Genomic DNA, 21718 nt, shown 5'->3' with positions numbered 1-21718 from the left:
GGTTCGTTGTGGCCCATCTCGAACTCAACGACATCGTGTATTTCCTGCCCGACGGACGGCAGCTGCTCAACGGCGTCGGCTTCCGGGTGGGCGACGGTGCCAAGACCGCACTGATCGGGCCCAACGGAACCGGTAAGACGACGTTGACGCGCATCGTGGCGGGCGACGAGGCTCCCGACGAGGGCGCGGTGTCGAGCTCCGGTTCGCTCGGGGTGATGCGGCAGTTCGTCGGGCAACTGCGAGACGACTCGACCGTGCGTGACCTGTTGCTGTCGGTCGCGTCCCCAGCCGTGCGGTCCGCAGCTGCTGCGCTCGACGCCGCCGAGAACACGATGATCGAGGTCGACGACGAGAAGACCCAGATGAAGTACGCGCAGGCCCTGTCCGATTGGGGCGACGTGGGCGGCTACGACCTGGAACCGTTCTGGGACAAGGTGACCACGGCTGCGCTCGGTATGCCGTTCGATCGCGCGAAGTGGCGCGCGGCTTCGACGCTCAGTGGCGGTGAGCAGAAGCGGCTCGTGCTCGAGTCGTTGTTCGCCGGCACCGACGATCTGCTGCTGCTCGACGAGCCGGACAACTACCTCGACGTGCCCGGCAAACGTTGGCTCGAAGCGACCATTCGCGACTCCGACAAATCCGTCCTGTTCATCAGCCACGACCGGGAGCTCATCGCCAACGCTGCCAACCGGATCGTGACCCTGGAGCCGGGGGTGAGCGGGGCCACCGCGTGGGTGCACGGCGGTGGGTTCGCGACGTATCACGCAGCGCGGGAAGACCGGAACGCGCGACTCGACGAACTGCGCAGGCGGTGGGACGAGGAATTGGTCAAACTGCGCGCGCTGGTGTTGCGTCTGCGCGAGAAGGCGAAGTTCAACGACGGCGTAGCCGCCCGCTACCACGCATCGCAGACGCGACTGGCCAAATTCGAGGAGGCCGGACCGCCCGAGGCCGTGCCGCTCAAGCAACACGTCACCGTCCGGTTGCGCGGTGGTCGAACGGCCAAGCGTGCGCTCGTGTGCACGGCCTTGGAACTGACCGGCCTGATGAGACCGTTCGACACCGAGATCTGGTACGGCGATCGCGTGGCGGTATTGGGTTCCAACGGCTCGGGCAAATCGCACTTCCTGCGTCTGCTCGCCAACGGCGGCACCGATCCCGAGAAGGAGCACGAGCCGGTCCAGGAACTCGCACTCGCGCCCGTTCCGCACACCGGGACAGCGGTACTCGGGGCCCGGGTACGGCCCGGTCTGTTCGCACAGACTACACGCGGCCGGATCTTGCCGGCAACACGCTGCTCGAGATCCTCCACATGGGCAACGAGCACCGGGACGGCATGGGCCGTGAGGCCGCCGGCCGAGCGTTGGACCGATACGGTCTGGCCCGCGCGGCCGAACAGTCCTACGACAATCTGTCGGGCGGGCAGCAGGCACGTGTGCAAATTCTTCTGCTCGAGCTCTCCGGTGCCACGCTGCTGCTGCTCGACGAGCCGACCGACAACCTCGACCTGATGTCGGCCGATGCGCTCGAAGACGCCATCGCGGCATTCGAGGGCACCGTGATCGCGGTGACACACGACCGGTGGTTCGCCCGCAGTTTCGATCGATTCCTGGTGTTCGGTGCCACCGGGCAGGTTTACGAAGCGGCCGAGCCCGTATGGGACGAGAAGCGAGTCCAGCGCGCGCGGTAGCGTTTCCTCTCGTGAACGCGACTGACTCTCCCTATCTGGTCGGCCTGAATCTCGAAGGGCGGCGCGTCGTCGTGGTCGGTGGCGGCACCGTCGCACAGCGTCGACTACCGCTGTTGATCTCGTCCGGAGCAGTGGTCCACGTGGTCACCCGCGAGGCCACTCCGGCCGTGGAGGCAATGGCGACAGCAGGGCAGGTGACGCTCGAACTGCGCGATTACCGCCACGGCGATCTGGCCGACGCCTGGTACGCCATCGCCTGCACCGACGAGGCGGAGACCAATATCGCCATTGTCGCGGAAGCGACCGCGTCCAAGATTTTCTGTGTCCGTGCCGACATCGCCAAGGACGGCACAGCCGTCACTCCGGCGTCGGCCGAATGGGACGGCCTCACGCTGGGAGTGCTGGCAGGCGGCGAACATCGCCGATCGGCCGCCGTGCGCAATGCCGTCGTCGAAGCGCTGCAGTCCGGCGTCGTGGCCGACTCGGCGCACGCGCCGCTGACCGGTGTCGCGCTCGTGGGCGGCGGTCCGGGCGACCCGGACCTGATCACCGTCCGGGGCCGCAGATTGCTGGCATACGCGGACGTCGTGGTGGCCGATCGGCTGGCTCCACCCGAGTTGCTCGCCGAACTCGGACCACACGTCGAGGTCATCGACGCCTCGAAGATCCCGTACGGCCGGGCGATGGCGCAGGAAGCCATCAACCAGGCGCTGATCGACGGTGCCAAGGCCGGCAAGTTCGTGGTTCGGCTCAAGGGCGGTGACCCGTACGTCTTCGGTCGCGGTTACGAGGAGCTCGAAGCGCTGGCCGCCGAGGGCATTCCGGTCACGGTGGTACCGGGCATCACCAGCGCGATCTCGGTTCCGTCCTCGGCCGGAATCCCGGTGACGCATCGCGCCGTCACCCACGAATTCGTCGTCGTGAGCGGTCACGTGGCCCCCGATCACCCCGATTCTCTGGTCGACTGGGACGCGTTGGCCAAGCTCAAGGGCACAATCGTGTTGCTGATGGCCGTCGAGCGCATCGGGCTGTTCGCCGATGTACTCGTGGCGGGCGGCCGCCCGTCGGACACCCCCGTCATCGTCGTTCAGGAGGGCACCATGCGCACCCAACGTGAAGTTCGGGCCACGTTGAGCACCGTCGCCGACGCGGTCCGCGAGGCCGAGATCAGGCCGCCGGCGATCGTCGTCATCGGCACTGTGGCCGGGTTCTCTGTACACGCCGGTAACGTGAACGCTCGTGCCTGAGTCATCGATGTCCAACACCTCCGCCACCGAGATCAAATACCCGGTGACGACCCGAGCGTTCGGGATGGCGATCATCGTCCTGAGCGGGCTGCAACTGATGGTGGTTCTCGACGGCACCGTCGCCAACCTGGCCTTGGCTCCGCTGCAGGCCGATCTGGGTCTGTCCGACGCCGGGCGCAACTGGGTGTTGACCTCCTACGCGCTGGCATTCGGTGGGCTGATGTTGCTCGGCGGCAGGCTCGGCGACGCCTTCGGGCGAAAGAAGATGTTCCTCGCCGGCGTCGTCCTGTTCACGATCGCCTCGTTGCTGTGCGGACTGGCAGTCAACGAAGCCACGCTCGTTGCGGCGAGGGCACTGCAAGGGGTCGGTGCCGCGGTGGCGTCGCCCACGGCATTCGCGCTGGTGGCCACGACGTTCGCTCCGGGCCCGGTGCGTAATCAGGCCATCGCCATCTACGCCGCCATGACCGGTGTCGGGTCCATTGCCGGGCTCATCATCGGCGGCGCTCTGACCGAGGTGTCGTGGCGCTGGATCTTCCTGATCAACGTACCGATCGGCATCGTCATCGTCGTGCTCGCCGTCGTGTCGCTGCAGGAGACCGTCGGGGCGAAGCTCGCCCTGGACGTGCCGGGTGCGATCCTGGCGACCCTGGGCTGCACGGGTGTGGTCCTCGCGCTGAGCGAGGGTACCGAGCTGGGCTGGTCGAGCCCGATCGTCATCGTGTCGTTGATCGCCGGACTGCTGTTCCTCGGATTGTTCCTGTTGGTCGAGCGACGGGCCGAGAACCCGCTGCTGCCGTTCTCGTTGTTCGTCAGTCGCGATCGAGTGGCGACTTTCGTCGCGATCTTCTTCGCCGGCGGGGTCATGTTCTGTCTCGCGGCGTATGTGGCGTTGTTCGTGCAGGACATTCTGGGCTACAGCCCGCTGCATGCCGGCCTGGCGTTCGTGCCGTTCGCCTTCGGTCTCGGTGCGGCGGCGTTCCTCGCGTCGCAACTGGTGACCCGGATCGCTCCGCGCTGGCTGATTCTCTGTGGTGCGGTCATCATGGTCGGCTGGCTGCTGGTGTCCGTGACGACGATGGACGCGGATTCGGCGTACTTCCCAGGGTTGTTCTTCCCGGTGATCGGGATCGGCTTCGGCGTCGGTCTGACGGTCGTTCCGCTGCCGCTGTGCGCCATCGCGGGCGTGAGCCCCACCGAAATCGGTCCGCTGACGGCAATCTCACTGGTCGCCCAGACCCTCGGCGGTCCTCTGGCGCTGGCCGTCATCGGGGCACTGGTCACGTCGCGAACACTGTCCCTCGGCGGCATATCCGGGCCGGTGACTCTGATGAACGACAGTCAGCTCGACGCACTGAGCTCCGGATACATGTTCGCGCTGTTCTGTTGCGCGGTCTGCGCCGTGATCGCCGGCGTCGCCGCACTGTTCATCCGATTCACCCCGCAACAGGTGGCCCAGGCGCAGGCCGCGCAGGAAGACGCCCAGAAGGGCTGACGAGCGGGTCCGATCAGACGCCCAGTACGGCTTTGGCGATGAGGAAGTAGACGATCAGGCCGGTCGCATCGCAGAAGGTCGAGATGAAGGGCGTCGAGAACACCGCGGGGTCGACGCCGATCTTCTTGGCGATCAGCGGCATCGCACCGCCGACCGTCGCGGCGAGCGTGCATATCGACAGCAGCGTCGTGCCGATGACCAGGCCCAGGTGCCAGTCGTAGACGAGTCCGGCGATGACGAACCCCAACGTCCCGAGCATCGCTCCCATCGTCGCGCCGACGCGGACCTCGCGAAACAGCACAGCGGCGATGTCGCGCGGGCGGACGTCACCCAGGGCGAGCGCGCGGGTCACCGTGGTCGCGGCCTGCGAACCGGTGTTCCCGCCCGTGCCGGTGAGCAGGGGAATGAACAGCGCGAGCGTCACTACCGCGGCCAGCGCGTGCTCGAAGATCTCGAGCACCTGCACGGTGAGGATGGCCGACAACGCCAACACGAGCAGCCAGACCACGCGCGAACGAACGATGGACAGGACCGGCGTCGACAGGTACGGCCGACGCAGCGGTTCCGCACCGCCCGCCCTGGCTGCGTCCTCGTCCTCGGCCTCCTCGAGAATGCGAGAGGACTGCTCGAGGGTGAGGATGCCGATCAGGCGCTGTTCGGAGTCGACCACCACCACCGCCGGACTGCGATGCTCGAAACACAGACGTGCCGCGACCTCCGCCGACGAGTCCGCCCGCACCACAGGGTGCGACGAATGGAGCTCTCCCACCGGCGTGGTCGAATCCGCCGTCGCGAGATCGGCGAGCGTCACCACACCGAGCAACGTACGACGGTCGTCGGTGATGGGCAGCAGGTACACCGATTCTGCGTCGGGACCGGTCCGTCGCACCGCGTCGAGAGCCTCGGCTGCCGTGGTGTCGTTGCGTAGGCGCACGTACTCCGGACTCATTCGACGGCCTACCGAACCCCGGTCGTAGCCCAGCATCGGTGCAGTGAGCGCCCGTTGGGCCGGCGACAGGCCGAGCATCATGCGATGCGCGATGTTGGAGGGCAGCTCGTCGAGCAGTTCCACTCGGTCGTCGGGATCGAGGTTCTCGAACAGGGCGATGACGTCGTCGCTACGCAAACTTTCGAACAGCTCGCTGCGAATGGTCGCGTCGAAGCGCTCGAACACGACGACGGCCTCGTCCTTGGGTAACAGCCGAAACAGAACCGCCCGCTGCGCCGAGTCGACCCGTTCGAGCATTCTGACCGCGTTCGTCGTGGACAGACCCGCCATCAGGGTCGACAACGCGGCCACGTCGCGCTCGGCCAGTAGTTCCGATGTCCTGGTCACGATGTCGTCGAGAGTCTCGGGCACCGGTCCATTTTGCCTTGCCGGCGGTCATCGACCGACAGCGGTCGCTACTCCGGAACGACGTCCCAGTGCTCGACGATGGCGCCGTCGAACCGGAAGATGTCTCCCGCGACGAAGGGGTCGGATTCTGCTGCGCCCGGCGCTTTCGCGAACGTCCACACCAGATCGCCGTCGGCCAGCGAGACGACCGATTCCGAGGCAGGGAACTGCGCGCCGCCGGCGAAGAACTGTTGCAGTGCCGCGGTGCCGTTGCCCGCAATCGGATTGTGTTGCAGGTAGGACGGGGCGAAGTCGGTCGCGAGCACGGACGCGTCGTGTTCGCGGAAGAGCGCGTCGTAGGTAGCCGTCACCGACATGCGTCGGCGCTCTTCCTCGTCCTCGGTCGGCTCGGTGGGCGCGGTCGGGTAGCGGTAGAGGTCACTGAACATGGTGTTGCCGCTCATCGACGTCGCCGGCACGGATTGCGTCATGGCCCAGTGCTCGGTGACCTTGCCGCCGTCGAAGGCGAAGAGGTCGATGTTCGCTTCACCGGTGGTCTCGGATTCCGGATCAGCGGTGGCCTGCCAGTGCACTGCGACCCATCTGCCATCGGCCGCGACATGCTTGACGACGGCTCGTGCACCGGGAATCCGTGTCCGGGTGGCCTCGAATCGGGCGACGATCGCGTCGGGCCCCACCGCTGGTCCAGGTCGATCGACGGCGTTCTCCGCCACGACCGACGCGGCGGCGGCGGGTTCTTCGGCCGTGAATGCAGATTCGAAGAGCGTCAGCGCTGCTTCTTCGTTGCGTGATTCGGTGACGCTGTCGGAGCGGTCGTCGGGCGACTGCGCGGCGACGGAGACGTCGTTCGGCTCCGGGGTGGAGGGCGACGTACCGCACGCCGCGATGGCGGACAGTGCGACCAGAACGGGCACGGTGAGTCGAGCAGCTGCGCGTGTTCGGTTCATGTCTGCTCAACTGACTTGAAGCTACAACAGTTCCCGAATCGGTCGACGAACCTCGTGGAATGTTTCAGCGGGACAGATCGGCTCGGTCGGCCGCGGCTCGTCCCGAATCCCATCCTTCGGCATCGAGGCGCGGGCCGCGCATCGGCTTGGCGGTGGGAAAGAGGCGGTCGAACTCCGCTTCCACGGCAACGGTCTGTGCCGCGAGAATCGGCAGCAGGTCGCCCGATTCCTGTCTCGCCTCGTCGAGGGCATGCGCGTCGGCATCGGTGAGACGATCTCCGATTCGGATGGCGTAGGCGTAGAGGAACGCCTTGCCGAATGCGGCCGAGCCGGCCTTCTTTCGCTTCTTGGCTTCGGGCGAGTGGCCGAGAGCTCGGGTTGCCTGCACCAGCAACGAGGTGAAGACGAGCTCGGCCTGTTCCACGTCTACCGGCGCGCCCACCAGCGTCGCAACGGCGTACTCCGCGTCCCAGATCGTCTTGACCCGGTTGGCAGTACCGGCGACGTGCAAGAGCTGGGCTTTGGCGGGTGCGTGCGGACCGTCGATGTGCACCCGTCGACCGCGAACGTCGAGATGACCCTCGGCCAACAGCAGCGTGTCGATCGAGTATCGCGTCATCAACTCCTGCGCCTTGGCGGTCAGCGTCTCGGCTTCCTCCGCGAAATCGGTGGCATCGGCCTTGGCCAGCAGACCGCGAATCTTGGCCAGCATCTTGCTGTTCGGTGAATCCGAGCCGGTGGTCGTCGGCACCGACGAGCGTGTGCGGGGCCACTGCGAAGGCTTGGCGCCCAGTTGCGGCCAACGGGGGAGGGTTTGCCACTGGCCGAGCAGCGTGAGCACGTCGAGCCACTGATCGCTGGCGGCGATGTAGTCGGACTTGCCGGACGCCACGAGGTACGCCGTGAGGAAGTCGGGAGTGGCGTCCACTCGGGCTGCGACCGTCGGGAACTGTTCGCAGATCGCCGACATCTGATCGACCCAATCGTGCGGGGCGCGGGAGTCCGCTTCGATGAGATCGGCATGGTGCAGCAGGGCTGCGGCGGCGAGATTCGTCACCGCCACCGTGTGCTGACGCCGGACCACATGCATCAGATCCAGTGGTTGCCAACCGTTCTCGTACAGCGTGCCGATCATGTTGGTCAGTGCCAGCGTGCCGAGTTCGTTCGCTTGCATCGAGACCAGACGGTCGGCGATGTCGTCGGCGATGCGTTGACTCTTGTTCTTGCCGACCGACGCGTCGGCTCCTTGTCGCAGCAGTTCCGGAACGGCGCTCATTCGGTGAGCACGATCAGTTCGGTGTCCGACGCCACTTCGACTCGAAGACCCGCCTTCGACGCCACGCGCGCAACAGCTTTCACATCTTTGGGCTCGGCCGTGGTCAGGGTCAGCGCGCGGGCGAGCAATCCCTTGTGATGCTTGTTGAAGTGGCTCACCACCGACCGACTGCCGTCGGGCTTCTCGGTGAGCACCGTTGCCGTGATCGCCCCGGGGATGGGCCCGAGCTGTTGATAGGTGCCGGACCGGAGGTCGACGACGATTCCCTCGGCCTCGGTGAGAAGGGCCTCGGACAGTCGAGGCTTCCAGTGCGCTCGCAACGTCCCGAAGTTCGGAATGGACGACCCGCCGGAGAGTCGATAGGACGGAATCGGGTCGGACGCGCGAACGGCCCCGAACAGTGCCGACCCGATCCACAGCCTGGCATCCGCACGCGCGCGTCCGGCACGGGTGAAGGTCGACGCCCCGAGAGCGTCGTACAGCACTCCTGTGTACCGGCGCAGGGCCGGAGTGGTGGGCGAGGCGAACAGGCGAGCGTTCCGTTCGATCTCGTCCACCTGGGTCGGACCGAGACCGAGAGCGGTGATGGACGCGTCGACGTCGTCGGAGAGCCGGACCAGGGCGTCGGCAAGCGTTCGGCGGAGCGGAAGCAGGGACGGCAACGACAACCGGTCCAGATCGAGAGGTGCTCCGGAACCGCCGTCGGACTTCGTCTCGGAGGGAGGCAGCAGAATCAGCACGGGGGTCAAGGCTACTCACTTCGCGGCCGCCTACCCGCAGGCGCTGCACCACCGACTAGTCTGACAACCCGTGATCACCCGTCTTTCGCAGCTGTTCCTTCGTACCCTTCGCGACGACCCGGCCGACGCCGAGGTCGACAGCCACAAGCTGTTGGTTCGCGCCGGCTACGTTCGTCGTATCGCGCCGGGCGTCTATTCGTGGCTGCCGCTGGGTCTCCGAGTGCTGCGACAGGTCGAACGCGTCGTGCGCGAGGAAATGAACGCCATCGGGGCGCAGGAAATTTCGCTGCCCGCCCTGCTGCCGCGTGAGCCGTACGAGACGACGAACCGGTGGACCGAATACGGGGACGCATTGTTCCGGTTGCAGGACCGCAAGGGCAACGACATGCTGCTCGGTCCGACCCACGAAGAGTTGTTCGCGTTGACGGTCAAGGCCGAATACAACTCCTACAAGGACCTGCCGGTCACGCTGTACCAAATTCAGACAAAGTATCGCGACGAAGAGCGTCCTCGCGCCGGCATTCTGCGCGGACGCGAGTTCGTCATGAAGGATTCCTACTCCTTCGACATGGACGAGGACGGACTGAAGCGGTCCTACGCCGCACACCGCGACGCCTACCAGCGCATCTTCGCCAGGCTCGGGGTCAGCTACGTCATCGTCGCCGCGACGTCCGGCGCGATGGGCGGAAGTGCGTCCGAGGAATTCCTGGCCGAGAGCGACATCGGCGAGGACACCTACGTTCGGTGCATCGAATCGGGATACGCGGCCAACGTCGAGGCCGTCACTACCCCGGCACCGGACCCCATCGCCATCGAGGGGCAGCCTGCCGCGGTCGACTACGAGACGGGCAACACTCCCACCATCGCGACGCTGGTCGAGTGGGCGAACGGCGCAGATCTGGGTCGTGCCGTCACCGGTGCCGACACGCTCAAGAACATCCTGCTCAAGGTGCGGTCCGCCGGTGGCGAGTGGGAGCTGCTGGCCATCGGCCTGCCCGGTGACCGTGAGGTGGACGAGAAGCGTCTCGAAGCATCGCTCGAGCCTGCCGAATTCGCATTGCTGACCGACGCGGACTTTGCTGCTCACCCGTTCCTGATCAAGGGATACATCGGGCCACGTGCGCTGCAGGCCAACGGAGTTCGCTACCTCGTCGACCCCCGGGTGGTGAACGGAACATCGTGGATCACCGGTGCCGATGTGCAGGGCAAGCACGTGGTGAACCTCGTGGCCGGCCGCGACTTCGTTCCCGACGGCACCATCGAGGCCGCCGAGGTGCGTGACGGGGACATGTCACCCGACGGACAGGGGCCGCTGGTCAGCGCTCGCGGAATCGAGATCGGGCACATCTTCCAGTTGGGCTACAAGTACACCGATGCATTCTCGGTCGACGTACTCGGCGAGACCGGCAAGCCCGTGCGACTCGTACAGGGTTCCTACGGCGTCGGTGTCTCCCGTCTGGTGGCCGTCATCGCCGAGCAGATGCACGACGACAAGGGCCTTCGGTGGCCGTCGGAGGTAGCACCCGCCGACGTACATCTGGTGATCGCGAACAAGGACGAGGCCGCGCGCGCCGGCGCAGAATCCATTGCAACGCAACTCGATTCGCAGGGCATCGAGGTTCTCTTCGACGACCGCAAGGCCTCGCCCGGCGTGAAGTTCAAGGACTCCGAACTGATCGGTGTTCCGCTCGTCGTCGTCCTCGGCCGCGGTTGGGCCGATGGCAGGGTCGAAATCCGGGACCGCTTCTCGGGTGAGAGCCGTGAACTCGACATCGATTCCGCGGTCGACGAGATCGTCGCCGCGGTGCGCGCCACCACGTAACAGCCCGTCCCGATCTCTCCACGCTCGATCTCCCCACGCGCCGGTCTACTCGCTGGTAGCTTCGGGTCACACGACTAGGAGAGGTCACACCGTGGCTCAGTTTGCGCTGTTCGATCCGACAACTTTCGATCCCGCCGAGCTCGACGAGGAGTCTCGTCGTCAGCTCCGCGCACTGATCGATTGGTTCGAGGATCGCGGTAAGGCCAGGCTGCTCGCCGACGATCTCGAAGGAGTCTGGCCCGCCGACTTCCTCGAGTTCGTCGCAGCCCAGAAACTGTTCGCCACGTTCTCGACGCCGGCCGAATACGCGAACGGGTTGCCCAACGCTCGTTGGGACGCTGCCCGCAACGCTGCTCTGAGCGAAATTCTCGGGTTCTACGGCTTGGCCTACTGGTACACCTGGCAGGTCACGGTGCTCGGCCTCGGCCCGATCTGGATGAGCGACAACGACGACGCCAAGCGCCGCGCAGCGCGTGAGCTCGACCGCGGCGGCGTCATGGCATTCGGATTGTCCGAGCGCGCACACGGTGCCGACGTCTACTCCACCGACATGCTGTTGACCCCCTCCGCCGACGACGACCTCGAGTTCACCGTGTCAGGGGAGAAGTACTACATCGGTAACGGCAACGTGGCGGGCATGGTGTCGGTGTTCGGTAGACGCACCGACATCGACGGGCCGGAGTCGTACGTCTTCTTCGTCGCCGACAGCTCGCATCCCGCGTATCGGTTGCGCGAGAGCGTCGTTCACGGCCAGATGTACGTCAGCACCTTCTCGCTCGAGAATTATCCCGTTCGCGGCGAGGACATTCTGCATACCGGACCCGACGCGTTCTCGGCTGCACTGAACACAGTCAACGTCGGCAAGTTCAACCTCTGCACCGGCTCGATCGGCATCTGCGAGCACGCGTTCTACGAGGCGATCACACACGCCAACAATCGGATTCTGTACGGCAACCGTGTCACCGAATTCCCCCATGTGCGCAGTGCATTCGTCGATGCCTACTCGCGGCTGACCGCCATGAAGCTGTTCAGTGCGCGTGCGCTGGACTACTTCCGCGCTGCGGGTCCCGGCGACCGGCGCTACCTGTTGTTCAACCCCATGACCAAGGCCAAGGTGACGTCCGAGGGCGAGACGGTGGTCCGCTTGCTGCACGACGTCATCGCCGCCAAGGGGTACGAGAAGAACACCTACTTCCGTGAAGCCGCGCAACTGATCGGAACACTGCCGAAACTCGAGGGAACGGTGCATGTCAACGTCGCCCTGATGCTCAAGTTCATGCCGGCATACATGTTCTCGCCCACCGATCAGGCGGAGGTCACCAGGTTCACCGACGCCGTCGACGACGGATTCTTCTTCGCCCAAGGCCCCGCTCGCGGCGCGAGTTCGGTTCGGTTCCACGATTGGAACCCGGTGTATCGCAAGCATTCCGGTGTTCCCAACGTGGGTCGTTTCTACGAGCAGGCCCAGGCGTTCGCGTCGTTCCTCGCCGAGTGCGCCCCCGACGAGTCGCAGCAACAGGACCTCGACTTCCTGCTCGTGGTGGGGCATCTGTTCTCACTCGTCGTCTACGGCCACCTGATCCTCGAACAGGCCGACGAGATCTCCACCGACATGCTGGACCAGATCTTCGACTTCCAGATCAGGGACTTCTCCGGCTACGCCGTCGCGCTGTACGGAAAGCCGTCGTCGACCGATGCGCAGCAGAAATGGGCGCTGGACGCCGTACGCAAGCCGGTGGTGGACGCAGCAAGATTCGAGACGGTCTGGAACGACGTCGTCACGTACGACGGTCGGTACGAGATGCGTCCCTAGGCGTCACAGCTGTCCGGAATCGGCTGGGACGAGCTTGGTTCCGAACGCGCACATCGTCATCTCGTGCAGTCCGTCGCTGTCCTCCGGATGCTCCGGTGCCTGCATCGACAACAAGACGTTGAGCAGCATTCCGTGTGCGATGAACTGCCGAGCCTGATCTTCCGAACACCCGGTACCGCTGCGGATCTGGTTGTAGATCGCGCCCATTCCTTCTCGTGCCTGGCGGCCGATCTCGGGTACCGACCCTGCACCGAACCCGTGCATCATGACCATCAAGAGGTCGCGATCGGCCACCAGATCGGCGTAGGCACCGCCCAGGTCGGCCCAGGTCTCGTCGTCCGCTGGGTCCAGAGGCCCCGAAGCGAGCACTGCGTCGAATGCCGTCATGATGCCGTCGATGGAGCGTTGGAAGACCAGCCGAAACAATTCGACTTTGGTTCCGAACATCCGAACCACATACGGCTGCGACACGCCCGCTTCCTTGGCCACCGCATCGGTGCTCGTCCCGGCAAAGCCCCCGCGTGCGAACGCTCGTGTCGCGGCGTCGAGGACGAGTTCTCGACGGTCGGCCGCGTCCATTCGGGTTGCTCGGGGCTTGGGCGTGGGAGTGTCGGACATGTTGACAGGTTATCAGTCGATAACTTACGGTCGCATCATAAGTAATCATTCGATGCTTACAAACTCGAGACGGGACGTTCGCCATGACCGCTACAGCCTCTCCGCCTGCAGTGCACCCCGCCGCTCGGTCTATTCCGGTGTGGCTGGGAATCGTCGCCGCATCCCTGCCCATGTTCATGGCGACCCTCGACAATCTGGTGATGACCAGCGCGCTGCCGGTGGTTCAGCAGGATCTGAATGCGTCGGTCGGACAGCTGCAGTGGTTCCTCAACGCCTACACACTGAGCTTCGCGACATTCATGCTCACTGCAGCAACCTTGGGCGATCGCTGGGGCAGGCGCGCGGTGTTCCTCGGCGGGATAGCGCTGTTCACCGCGGCCTCCGTGGCCAGCGCGCTCGCCACGAGTCCGGCAATGCTCATCGCCGCGCGGGCGATACAGGGCCTCGGTGCCGCGGCGATCATGCCGCTGTCACTGACTCTGCTCGCAGCTGTCGTCCCGATTGCCAAGCGCGCCATGGCAATCGGAATCTGGGGCGGTGTCTCGGGCCTCGGTGTCGCACTCGGGCCTGTCGTCGGTGGTGCGGTCGTCGACGGTATTTCCTGGCAGGCGATCTTCTGGATCAACGTCCCGGTGGCGCTCGTCGCGGTACCGCTGGCGTACATCGCCCTGACCGAGTCGACCGGACGCAGGCAACCTCTCGATCTACTGGGTGTGGTGCTCGCGGGCGGCGGGGTGTTCTTGCTCGTGTGGGCGGTGGTCCACGGCAACGACGACGGATGGGCATCGACCACCGTGCTCGCGAGCTTCGTCGGCTCTGCGGTGCTTCTCCTCGCGTTCGTCTCCCGAGCATGGCGAACCCCGTTCTCGGTACTGCCGTTGACGCTCTTCCGATCACGCAGTTTCACGCTGGCGAACATCATCGGAATCACGTTCTCGCTCGGCATGTTCGGGGCCGTGTTCCTGCTTGCTCAGTACCTGCAGATAGTGATGCACTACAGCCCGTTCGAGGCGGGCCTTCGCACATTGCCCTGGACCGCCGCGCCTATGGTGGTCGCACCCATTGCGGGTCTCGTGGCCGATCGAGTCGGCCTGCGCGGCTTGTTGGTGTCCGGACTGGCGTTGCAGTCGCTGTCACTGGTGTGGATGGCACTGATCCTCGGACCCGACACCGCCTACCTGTCGATGGTGCCCGCGCTGTTGATGGCCGGAGTCGGCATGGGGTTGACCTTCGCGCCCTCGGCGACCGCAGTGTTGCGAGACATGGACGACGACGATCACGCCACGGCGAGCAGTGCGAACTCCACTGTGCGGGAGGTGGGAATTGCGCTCGGAATCGCCGTCCTGACGGCGGTGTTCATCGGAAACGGAGGATCACTCACCCCCGCTGGATACACCGACGCGTTGGCACCCGCTCTACTCGTAGGCGCAGGGGCGGTGGCGATCGGATTGGTTGCGGCACTGTTCATGCCGGGTCGTTCCGCCGGTCCGGCGGACGACGTGGTCACGGCTGACCGGGAAAAGCCGTCGACGACGGTGTGACGCCGAGGATCTGCTGCCATGTGGCCAGTCTGATCGCGGCCTCGGTCAGTGCCTGGACGCCCATCTCGCGAGTGCCGCCGGATCGACTGCGCTCGACGGCCGAGCGCCACGCCACACTCGTGTCGATCTCTGCCTGAACAGCGAGCTGCACAGCCGAGATCGCATCGGTCACCGGAAACGGAGACGCGTATGCCGGATCGGGCAGGGGCGTTGTGACGCTGGCCGCGCGGAGTGCGTCGATGGTCGAGTCTCGACGCGCTCGGTGTGCCGCGGTGCACGCGGCCACCATGTCTGCTCGGGTCGGGTTGGAGAACGCCGCGACGATCCCGTACGCGAAGACGGCTGCGTACTCGGCGACGAGTGCATCGACGAGCCCCTGTTGTTCGGGTCCGAGATCGCTCATGCGAGTACCACCTGAGCGAACACCGTGCACGAGGCACTGATCGACCCGAGAAGGCCGGCGCGATAACCGCTTTCGTCGCGGGCGGCGGTCGCCGCACTGCGTGCCGAGGCGGTCAGCGCATCGCGCACCGCGCCGAGATCGGGTGGCGGCGCGGACTGGGCCGCGCTCGTGGTCGTCGTGGCAGTCGCCGACGAGGTGTCGGTGGTCGCTCCGGTAGCCCGGGCGATCTCGGTCTCGAGTGCATCCGCATGTTCGGTCCGCTGGGCCGCGACCACGCCGAGAGCTCCTGCGTAATCGGGAGCGACCGTTGCCGCCGAAGACGCAGCCGCGGCGTCGGAGCGAGCGGAGCGCAACTGTGCCGTCAGAGAATCGAGTGCGGGACCGGAGATTTCCTCCGCGCCGCAAGCCGTGACGGTCGACGCCGTGGCCGCTGTGAGTACGGCGGCACCGGCGAGCCGGAACAACCCACGTCTGTTCAACGAGAGAGGGGCGGTCGGCGTGGGCACCCCGATATCGTGCCAGACCCTCGACCGTGTCGGACCCTCGAGGCGACACGCGCCGTGCCCGTGTGTCGCCTCGGCCGTGCGTGGTCGCGAGCACCACCTGCGGGGCGGTAGTCTGTTGGTTCACCAAACGCGGTCCGGCGCACCTGTGCCGCATTGCCGACAACTACACACGAGGAGTTCGCGACATGCCTGTTCCGTCCCAGGAAAGGGTTGTCGAACTGCTCGGCGACCTGGTTCGAGATCGGGGCTACGACCTCGAGGACGTGAACGTGGTCGCTGCCGGTAAGCACAGTGCCGTGCGCATCATGGTCGACCGTGAAGACGGCGTCGACCTCGACGCGCTGCCGGAGTTGAGCCGGGTGATCTCCGATGTGTTCGACGGCGTGACCGATTTCGGCGAAGCGCCGTACACCCTCGAGGTCACCACTCCCGGAATCGATCGCCCGTTGACACAACCACGGCATTGGCGTCGCGCGCGTGGTCGCAAGGTGCGGATCGAACTCGCCGACGGCAAGGTCGAGGGCCGCGTCGGACTTCTCGACGGTGACTCGGTTGCCCTCGTGATCAAGGACAAGGGAGTTCTCTCGACACGATCGATCGCGCTGGCCGATGTTGTGAAAGCTGTTGTGCAGGTAGAATTTTCGCGGCCGACCGCAGAAGAGATGGATCTTGCGGGCGGCGTGGTGGGCGGTAGGCCGTCACCCGCGAACACCGACGAAATCGTGAATGTGGAAGCACCGGAAGAAGGGTCGGACAAGTGAATATCGATATTGCAGCTCTGCGCGCCATCGAGGCGGACAAGGGCGTTCCGATCGAGATGGTGATCTCGACGATCCAGACCGCGCTGTTGACCGCCTACCGGCATACCGAGGGGCACCAGTCCAACGCGCGAATCGACGTCGATCGCAAGACCGGTTCCGTCCGGGTGATGGCCAAGGAGTTCGACGCCGAGGGCAATCTGATCTCCGAGTGGGACGACACGCCGGAAGGCTTCGGCCGGATCGCTGCCACCACCGCTCGTCAGGTGATTCTGCAGCGCTTGCGCGATGCGGAGCACGAGCGCTCCTTCGGGGAGTACTCGACCCACGAGGGTGAAATCGTCAACGGCGTCATTCAGCGCGATACGCGCGCCAACGCCAAGGGCACCGTCATCGTCCGGATCGGCAGCGAGGCGAACGGGGCCGACGGCCTGCTTCCGCCCGCCGAGCAGGTTCCGGGGGAGACGTACGAGCACGGTGAGCGCATCAAGTGCTACGTCGTCGGAGTCGCGCGGGGCAACCGCGGCCCGCAGATCACGCTCTCGCGCACACACCCCAATCTGGTGCGCAAGTTGTTCGCGCTCGAGGTGCCCGAGATCGCCGACGGTTCGGTCGACATCGTGGCGGTAGCGCGTGAATCAGGGCACCGCTCGAAGATCGCGGTCGCGTCGACGGTCTCGGGCCTGAACGCCAAGGGTGCATGTATCGGGCCGATGGGGCAGCGCGTGCGGAATGTGATGAGCGAACTGGCCGGCGAGAAGATCGACATCATCGACTTCGACGAGGACCCGGCGACGTTCGTCGGGAATGCACTGTCGCCGTCGAAGGTTGTGTCTGTGACCGTGGTGGACGCAGCCGCTCGCGCGGCGCGAGTGGTGGTCCCGGAGTACCAGTTGTCGCTGGCGATCGGCAAGGAAGGGCAGAACGCTCGACTTGCCGCTCGATTGACCGGTTGGCGTATCGACATCCGCAGTGACGCGGCGGCACCCGAGACGACCAGCGCCTAGGGCCGGAATGCGGAGATCGAGGCAATACAGCGGTAGAGTGGTCGATGGTTCGGTAACGACCTCTCCGCTCGGAGACGTGAACGCGAGAATCCGGTTGTGACAAGCCGGCCGATTCGTACATGTGTCGGGTGCAGGGAGCGAGTGCCGGCCGCCGATCTGTTGAGGATCGTGGTTCGAGAAGCTGGTTCGTACGAATTCGCTCTCGTCCCCGACATCCGGCATTCGATGTCCGGTCGTGGTGCTTGGTTGCACTACAACCGAGAATGCCTGCACAATGCGGAACGTCGCCGAGTCTTCGGCCGCGCGTTTCGGATATCGGGAAATGTGGAATCGTCCGCAGTATCGGACGTGCTCGACGAGCACGAACGGCTGCACGGCGAGCACACGACAAGAGCAACACCCGTCGACAAGAACAGGCAACAGCACTGATGAGCACACCGTGAAGCACCAACGATGAACGTCCATCGGAGATAACCCGAGGTCGTGCGGGCACCAAGCCTCGCTCGGCCTCTCAGTGAGGAGAGCAGTGGCAGGCAAGGCCCGCGTGCACGAGTTGGCAAAAGAACTCGGTGTCACCAGTAAGGAACTACTCGCACGGCTCAAAGAGCAAGGCGAGTTCGTCAAGTCCGCATCATCCACAGTCGAAGCCCCCGTGGCTCGTCGACTTCGTGAATCCTTCCCGTCCGCAAACGCGGACGCGCCGGCGTCCGGTGCAGCAGCACCCAACGGTCGCGCAGCAGCAGATCGTGCGTCGGATTCCGCCGCGAAGCCCGGCGCAGCAAAGCCGAGTGGACCTCGTCCCGGACCCAAGCCGGCATCCCGCCCGGCCGAGCCCGAGGCCCCCGCTGCACAGGCACCCGCAGCGCAAGCTCCGGCAGCGCAGTCGCCCGCAGAGGTAGCTCCCGCTGCCCCTTCGGCACCGGCCGCTGCGCCCACGCCGGCACCGGCTGCGCCCACCCCTCGTCCGGCAGCACCCGCTGCTCCGGTCGAGCAGGCACCTGCCGCGTCGGCCGAGGCAACCGCGTCGGCTCCGGCCGCCCCCAAGCCCGCTGGTCCTGGCCCCAAGCCCGGCCCGAAGGCTCCGCGCGTCGGAAACAACCCGTACTCGTCGGCTCCGGTCGAACGACCGGCCCCGCGACCCGCTCCCGGTGCCGGTGCTCCGCGCCCCGGCGGCGGACGACCGGCTCCCGGACAGGGCGGACCCCGCCCGGCCGCACCGGCAGGCGGCGCTCGTCCGGCTCCCGGACAGGGCGGCCCCCGTCCCGCACCGGGTCAGGCCGGACCTCGGCCCAGCCCGGGCTCCATGCCTCCTCGCCCCAATCCGGGTGCGATGCCGACTCGTTCGGCACGTCCCGGCCCCGCAGCAGGCCGTCCCGGTCGCCCCGGCGGCGCACCGGGTGGACGTCCGGGCGGCGGCGGTGGCGGTGGCTACCGCGGCGGTGGCGCTCCCGGCGCTCCCGGTGGTGCACCGGCAGGCGGCGCTCCCGCAGGTGGCTTCCGTGGCCGTCCCGGCGGCGGTGGCCGTCCCGGTCAGCGTGGCGCAGCAGCAGGTGCGTTCGGTCGGCCCGGCGGAGCAGTGCGCCGCGGTCGCAAGTCGAAGCGGGCGAAACGCGCCGAGTACGAGAGCATGCAGGCTCCCGCAGTCGGCGGCGTCAGGCTGCCCCGCGGCAACGGCGAGACCATTCGTCTCGCCCGCGGAGCATCGCTGTCGGACTTCGCAGACAAGATCGACGCCAACCCCGCTGCACTCGTGCAGGCACTGTTCAACCTCGGTGAGATGGTCACCGCGACGCAGTCGGTCAACGACGAGACGCTGGAGCTTCTCGGCGGCGAGATGAACTACGTCGTGCAGGTCGTCAGTCCCGAGGACGAGGATCGCGAACTGCTCGATTCGTTCGATCTCACCTACGGCGAAGATGCCGGCGGCGAGGAAGATCTCGAGCAGCGTCCCCCGGTGGTCACCGTCATGGGCCACGTCGATCACGGTAAGACTCGACTGCTCGACTCGATTCGTAACACCACGGTGCGCGAAGGCGAGGCCGGCGGCATCACGCAGCACATCGGTGCGTACCAGGTGTTGACCGAGCTCGAAGGCAACGAGCGTCTCGTGACCTTCATCGACACCCCCGGTCACGAGGCCTTCACGGCCATGCGTGCTCGTGGTGCCAAGGCCACCGACCTTGCGATCCTCGTGGTCGCGGCCGACGACGGTGTCATGCCGCAGACGGTCGAAGCCATCAACCACGCCCAGGCGGCCGACGTGCCGATCGTGGTCGCGGTCAACAAGATCGACAAGGAAGGCGCGAACCCGGACAAGATCCGGCAGCAGCTGACCGAATACGGTCTGGTCGCCGAGGAATACGGCGGCGAGACGATGTTCGTCGACATCTCCGCCAAGCAGGGCACCAACATCGATGCCCTCCTCGAAGCGGTGCTGCTGACGGCCGATGCGTCACTCGATCTGCGTGCCAACCCGGACATGGATGCCCAGGGTGTCGCCATCGAGGCACACCTCGACCGCGGTCGCGGTCCGGTGGCCACCGTGCTCATCGCCCGCGGAACGCTGCGCGTCGGTGACTCGATCGTCGCCGGCGACGCCTACGGCCGCGTGCGTCGTATGGTCGACGAGCACGGCGAGGACGTCACCGAAGCGATGCCGTCCCGGCCCGTTCAGGTCATCGGCTTCACGTCGGTGCCCGGTGCAGGCGACAACCTTCTGGTCGTCGACGAGGACCGGATCGCCCGTCAGATCGCCGATCGCCGTAATGCCCGTAAGCGCAATGCTCTGGCGGCCAAGAGTCGCAAGCGCATCAGCCTCGACGATCTCGATGCAGCTCTGAAGGAGACTTCGCAGCTCAACCTGATCCTCAAGGGTGACAACTCGGGAACCGTCGAGGCGCTCGAAGAGGCCTTGCTCGGTATTCAGATCGACGACGAAGTCGAGTTGCGCGTCATCGACCGCGGTGTCGGTGGCGTCACGGAAACCAACGTCAACCTGGCGTCGGCATCCAACGCGATCATCATCGGCTTCAACGTGCGGGCCGAGGGCAAGGCAACCGAACTCGCCAACCGCGAGGGCGTCGACATTCGGTACTACTCGGTGATCTACCAGGCCATCGACGAGATCGAGAAGGCCCTCAAGGGCATGCTCAAGCCGATCTACGAAGAGGTCGCTCTGGGCCAGGCCGAGATCCGCGCGCTGTTCCGTTCCTCGAAGGTCGGAAACATCGCCGGTTGCCTCGTCACCTCCGGTACGATCCGTCGCAACGCCAAGGCGCGCCTGCTCCGTGACAATGCGGTCGTGGCCGAGACCGTGACGATCTCCTCGCTTCGCCGCGAGAAGGACGACGCAGTCGAGGTTCGTGAGGGATACGAGTGTGGTTTGACGGTGACGTACTCCGACATCAAGGTGGGCGATGTCATCGAGGCGTACGAGCTCCGTGAAAAGCCGCGCGACTAGAACAGGTCCGGAGCTGAACAGCTCCGTTCCCGGTCGCGTCGGCTCGGTGGTGAAGCCAGGGGAGTGACACTGCACTCCGGGGACGAGCCGGTGGTGGTACGACATATGTACCGCCACCGGCTTTGTCGTCGGAGCTGATCGAAGGGGCGACGTCAGCGTGTATCTGGGTGCTTTGGAGTTGGACGTGTTGTTGGGGCACGTGCGTTCGCTCGCCGAGAAACGGTCGATGGTGGAACCGGTTCTCGGCGATCTGCAGAGGCTGGGAGTGTCTGCCGCCGAAACCGGTGAGCGAGAACGTATTCGGCGTTCGATGTTGGGCGTGGCAGCGGCGGGCACGAACGTCGACCTGTTGCACGACAAGCTCGACGAGTGCGAGCGGCACGTCGCCGAGCGTCAGGATCTGGAACTGTTGGCAGTACGCCGAAGAATTTTCGGCCCCGAGGATTAGATCGGGGAGTTCGTCGAACGTGTTCGGCGAATGTTGGAGCGTAATCGCCGAGACGTCGCACTGCAGTGACGTCCGGCCATGAAAGAGGAGTGTGATTGTCGTGGTGGATCAGGCCAGGGCTCGTAAGTTGTCCAAGCGAATCGCCGCTATCGTTGCGACGGCGATCGACCACGAGATCAAAGATCCACGGTTGGCGTTCGTGACCATCACCGACACGAAGGTGACGGCAGACCTGCACGACGCCACGGTGTACTACACGGTGATGGGCGAGGATCTCGATACCCCGCCCGATCTGCAGGGAGCTGCGGCGGGTCTGGAGAAGGCCAAGGGCGTTCTCCGCTCGAAGGTCGGAGCCGGTACCGGTGTGCGGTTCACTCCGACGCTGACGTTCGTGACGGATACCGTCCCCGACACCGCCCGGCACATGGAAGAGCTGCTCGAACGCGCTCGCGCAGCCGACGAGGAGCTGGCTCGCGCCCGGGCGAACGCGAAGCCTGCCGGAGACCCGGACCCGTACAAGGCTCCCCGCGAGGAGTCCCCCGCGGATCGCGGCGATGCAGAAGCCGTCGAGCCAGCCGAAGCCGACTGAG

At 65.8% G+C, this 21718-nt stretch carries 18 protein-coding genes and 1 pseudogene; 12 read left to right on the top strand and 7 right to left on the bottom strand.

Annotated features, from left to right (window positions below):
- Positions 1 to 8 precede the first annotated feature (8 nt).
- The 3 genes and pseudogenes from AB0O58_RS10925 to AB0O58_RS10915 all read left to right on the top strand — a co-directional run bounded on the left by AB0O58_RS10925 (position 9) and on the right by AB0O58_RS10915 (position 4432).
- A pseudogene (locus AB0O58_RS10925) lies at positions 9 to 1690 on the top strand (ATP-binding cassette domain-containing protein).
- Positions 1657 to 2937 (top strand): uroporphyrinogen-III C-methyltransferase, encoded by a 1281-nt coding sequence (cobA, locus tag AB0O58_RS10920; protein WP_048318323.1) that lies wholly within the window; start codon positions 1657 to 1659, stop codon positions 2935 to 2937. The pseudogene AB0O58_RS10925 and the gene cobA overlap by 34 nt, the downstream one beginning before the upstream one ends.
- Positions 2938 to 2944: 7 nt before the next feature.
- Positions 2945 to 4432: an MFS transporter gene (locus AB0O58_RS10915; protein WP_366238200.1), complete on the top strand. Its 1488-nt coding sequence runs from the start codon at positions 2945 to 2947 to the stop codon at positions 4430 to 4432.
- 13 nt (positions 4433 to 4445) lie between these two features.
- Here AB0O58_RS10915 and mgtE read toward each other — a convergent pair whose 3' ends face one another.
- The 4 genes from mgtE to yaaA all read right to left on the bottom strand — a co-directional run bounded on the left by mgtE (position 4446) and on the right by yaaA (position 8752).
- The gene (gene mgtE, locus AB0O58_RS10910) at positions 4446 to 5792 is read right to left on the bottom strand and encodes a magnesium transporter (RefSeq protein WP_051365126.1); all 1347 of its coding nucleotides are present in this window, start codon (positions 5790 to 5792) and stop codon (positions 4446 to 4448) included.
- A gap of 44 nt (positions 5793 to 5836) precedes the next feature.
- Positions 5837 to 6736: a nuclear transport factor 2 family protein gene (locus AB0O58_RS10905; protein ID WP_027496736.1), complete on the bottom strand. Its 900-nt coding sequence runs from the start codon at positions 6734 to 6736 to the stop codon at positions 5837 to 5839.
- A 64-nt stretch (positions 6737 to 6800) separates the two neighbouring features.
- Positions 6801 to 8012 carry a DUF2786 domain-containing protein gene (locus tag AB0O58_RS10900; protein WP_032370806.1) on the bottom strand — a complete coding sequence of 404 codons (1212 nt, stop codon included), beginning with the start codon at positions 8010 to 8012 and terminating at the stop codon, positions 6801 to 6803.
- On the bottom strand, positions 8009 to 8752 hold the full coding sequence (gene yaaA, locus AB0O58_RS10895; RefSeq protein ID WP_027496738.1) for a peroxide stress protein YaaA: 744 nt from the start codon (positions 8750 to 8752) through the stop codon (positions 8009 to 8011). The genes AB0O58_RS10900 and yaaA overlap by 4 nt, the downstream gene beginning before the upstream one ends.
- Before the next feature lie 70 nt (positions 8753 to 8822).
- Here yaaA and AB0O58_RS10890 point away from each other — a divergent pair, with 70 nt between their 5' ends.
- Both AB0O58_RS10890 and AB0O58_RS10885 read left to right on the top strand, forming a co-directional pair.
- Positions 8823 to 10574 (top strand): proline--tRNA ligase, encoded by a 1752-nt coding sequence (locus tag AB0O58_RS10890; protein WP_167327077.1) that lies wholly within the window; start codon positions 8823 to 8825, stop codon positions 10572 to 10574.
- Between the two features lie 91 nt (positions 10575 to 10665).
- On the top strand, positions 10666 to 12387 hold the full coding sequence (locus tag AB0O58_RS10885; protein ID WP_057474085.1) for an acyl-CoA dehydrogenase family protein: 1722 nt from the start codon (positions 10666 to 10668) through the stop codon (positions 12385 to 12387).
- 3 nt (positions 12388 to 12390) lie between these two features.
- On the opposite strand, the gene AB0O58_RS10880 is transcribed toward AB0O58_RS10885, so the two are convergent.
- Positions 12391 to 13005, bottom strand: coding sequence for a TetR/AcrR family transcriptional regulator (locus AB0O58_RS10880; protein ID WP_032366433.1), 615 nt, complete (start codon positions 13003 to 13005; stop codon positions 12391 to 12393).
- A gap of 83 nt (positions 13006 to 13088) precedes the next feature.
- Here AB0O58_RS10880 and AB0O58_RS10875 point away from each other — a divergent pair, with 83 nt between their 5' ends.
- Positions 13089 to 14546 carry an MFS transporter gene (locus AB0O58_RS10875; RefSeq protein ID WP_051365127.1) on the top strand — a complete coding sequence of 486 codons (1458 nt, stop codon included), beginning with the start codon at positions 13089 to 13091 and terminating at the stop codon, positions 14544 to 14546.
- On the opposite strand, the gene AB0O58_RS10870 is transcribed toward AB0O58_RS10875, so the two are convergent.
- Together AB0O58_RS10870 and AB0O58_RS10865 are read right to left on the bottom strand one after the other, a co-directional pair.
- Positions 14509 to 14949, bottom strand: a complete 441-nt coding sequence (locus AB0O58_RS10870; protein WP_366238179.1) for a ferritin-like domain-containing protein — start codon at positions 14947 to 14949, stop codon at positions 14509 to 14511. The two genes, AB0O58_RS10875 and AB0O58_RS10870, sit on opposite strands and share 38 nt — an antisense overlap.
- Complete coding sequence (locus AB0O58_RS10865) at positions 14946 to 15455, bottom strand: hypothetical protein (RefSeq protein WP_027496743.1); 510 nt, start codon at positions 15453 to 15455, stop codon at positions 14946 to 14948. Before AB0O58_RS10865 ends, AB0O58_RS10870 begins: the two co-directional genes overlap by 4 nt.
- A gap of 185 nt (positions 15456 to 15640) precedes the next feature.
- Between AB0O58_RS10865 and rimP the strand changes: the two genes are divergently transcribed.
- The 6 genes from rimP (at position 15641) to rbfA (ending at position 21717) form a co-directional block, all read left to right on the top strand.
- A complete protein-coding gene (rimP, locus tag AB0O58_RS10860) occupies positions 15641 to 16216 on the top strand; it encodes a ribosome maturation factor RimP (RefSeq protein ID WP_032370966.1) in 576 nt (191 codons plus the stop codon).
- The gene (gene nusA, locus AB0O58_RS10855; RefSeq protein ID WP_027496745.1) at positions 16213 to 17220 is read left to right on the top strand and encodes a transcription termination factor NusA; all 1008 of its coding nucleotides are present in this window, start codon (positions 16213 to 16215) and stop codon (positions 17218 to 17220) included. Before rimP ends, nusA begins: the two co-directional genes overlap by 4 nt.
- Positions 17221 to 17316: 96 nt before the next feature.
- Entirely contained in the window at positions 17317 to 17649 is a 333-nt protein-coding gene (locus tag AB0O58_RS10850) for a YlxR family protein (protein ID WP_366238178.1), read from the top strand.
- A gap of 97 nt (positions 17650 to 17746) precedes the next feature.
- The gene (infB, locus tag AB0O58_RS10845) at positions 17747 to 20680 is read left to right on the top strand and encodes a translation initiation factor IF-2 (protein ID WP_032366434.1); all 2934 of its coding nucleotides are present in this window, start codon (positions 17747 to 17749) and stop codon (positions 20678 to 20680) included.
- Between the two features lie 157 nt (positions 20681 to 20837).
- Positions 20838 to 21128: a DUF503 domain-containing protein gene (locus AB0O58_RS10840; RefSeq protein ID WP_366238177.1), complete on the top strand. Its 291-nt coding sequence runs from the start codon at positions 20838 to 20840 to the stop codon at positions 21126 to 21128.
- 100 nt (positions 21129 to 21228) lie between these two features.
- A complete protein-coding gene (gene rbfA, locus AB0O58_RS10835; protein ID WP_027496749.1) occupies positions 21229 to 21717 on the top strand; it encodes a 30S ribosome-binding factor RbfA in 489 nt (162 codons plus the stop codon).
- Position 21718: the final 1 nt, after the last annotated feature.

Source organism: Rhodococcus sp. NPDC080181, from assembly GCF_040702225.1.
Classification (GTDB): domain Bacteria; phylum Actinomycetota; class Actinomycetes; order Mycobacteriales; family Mycobacteriaceae; genus Rhodococcoides; species Rhodococcoides fascians.
Note: the sequence above shows the minus strand (reverse complement) of the source record. Positions and strands in the feature narration are given on the sequence as shown.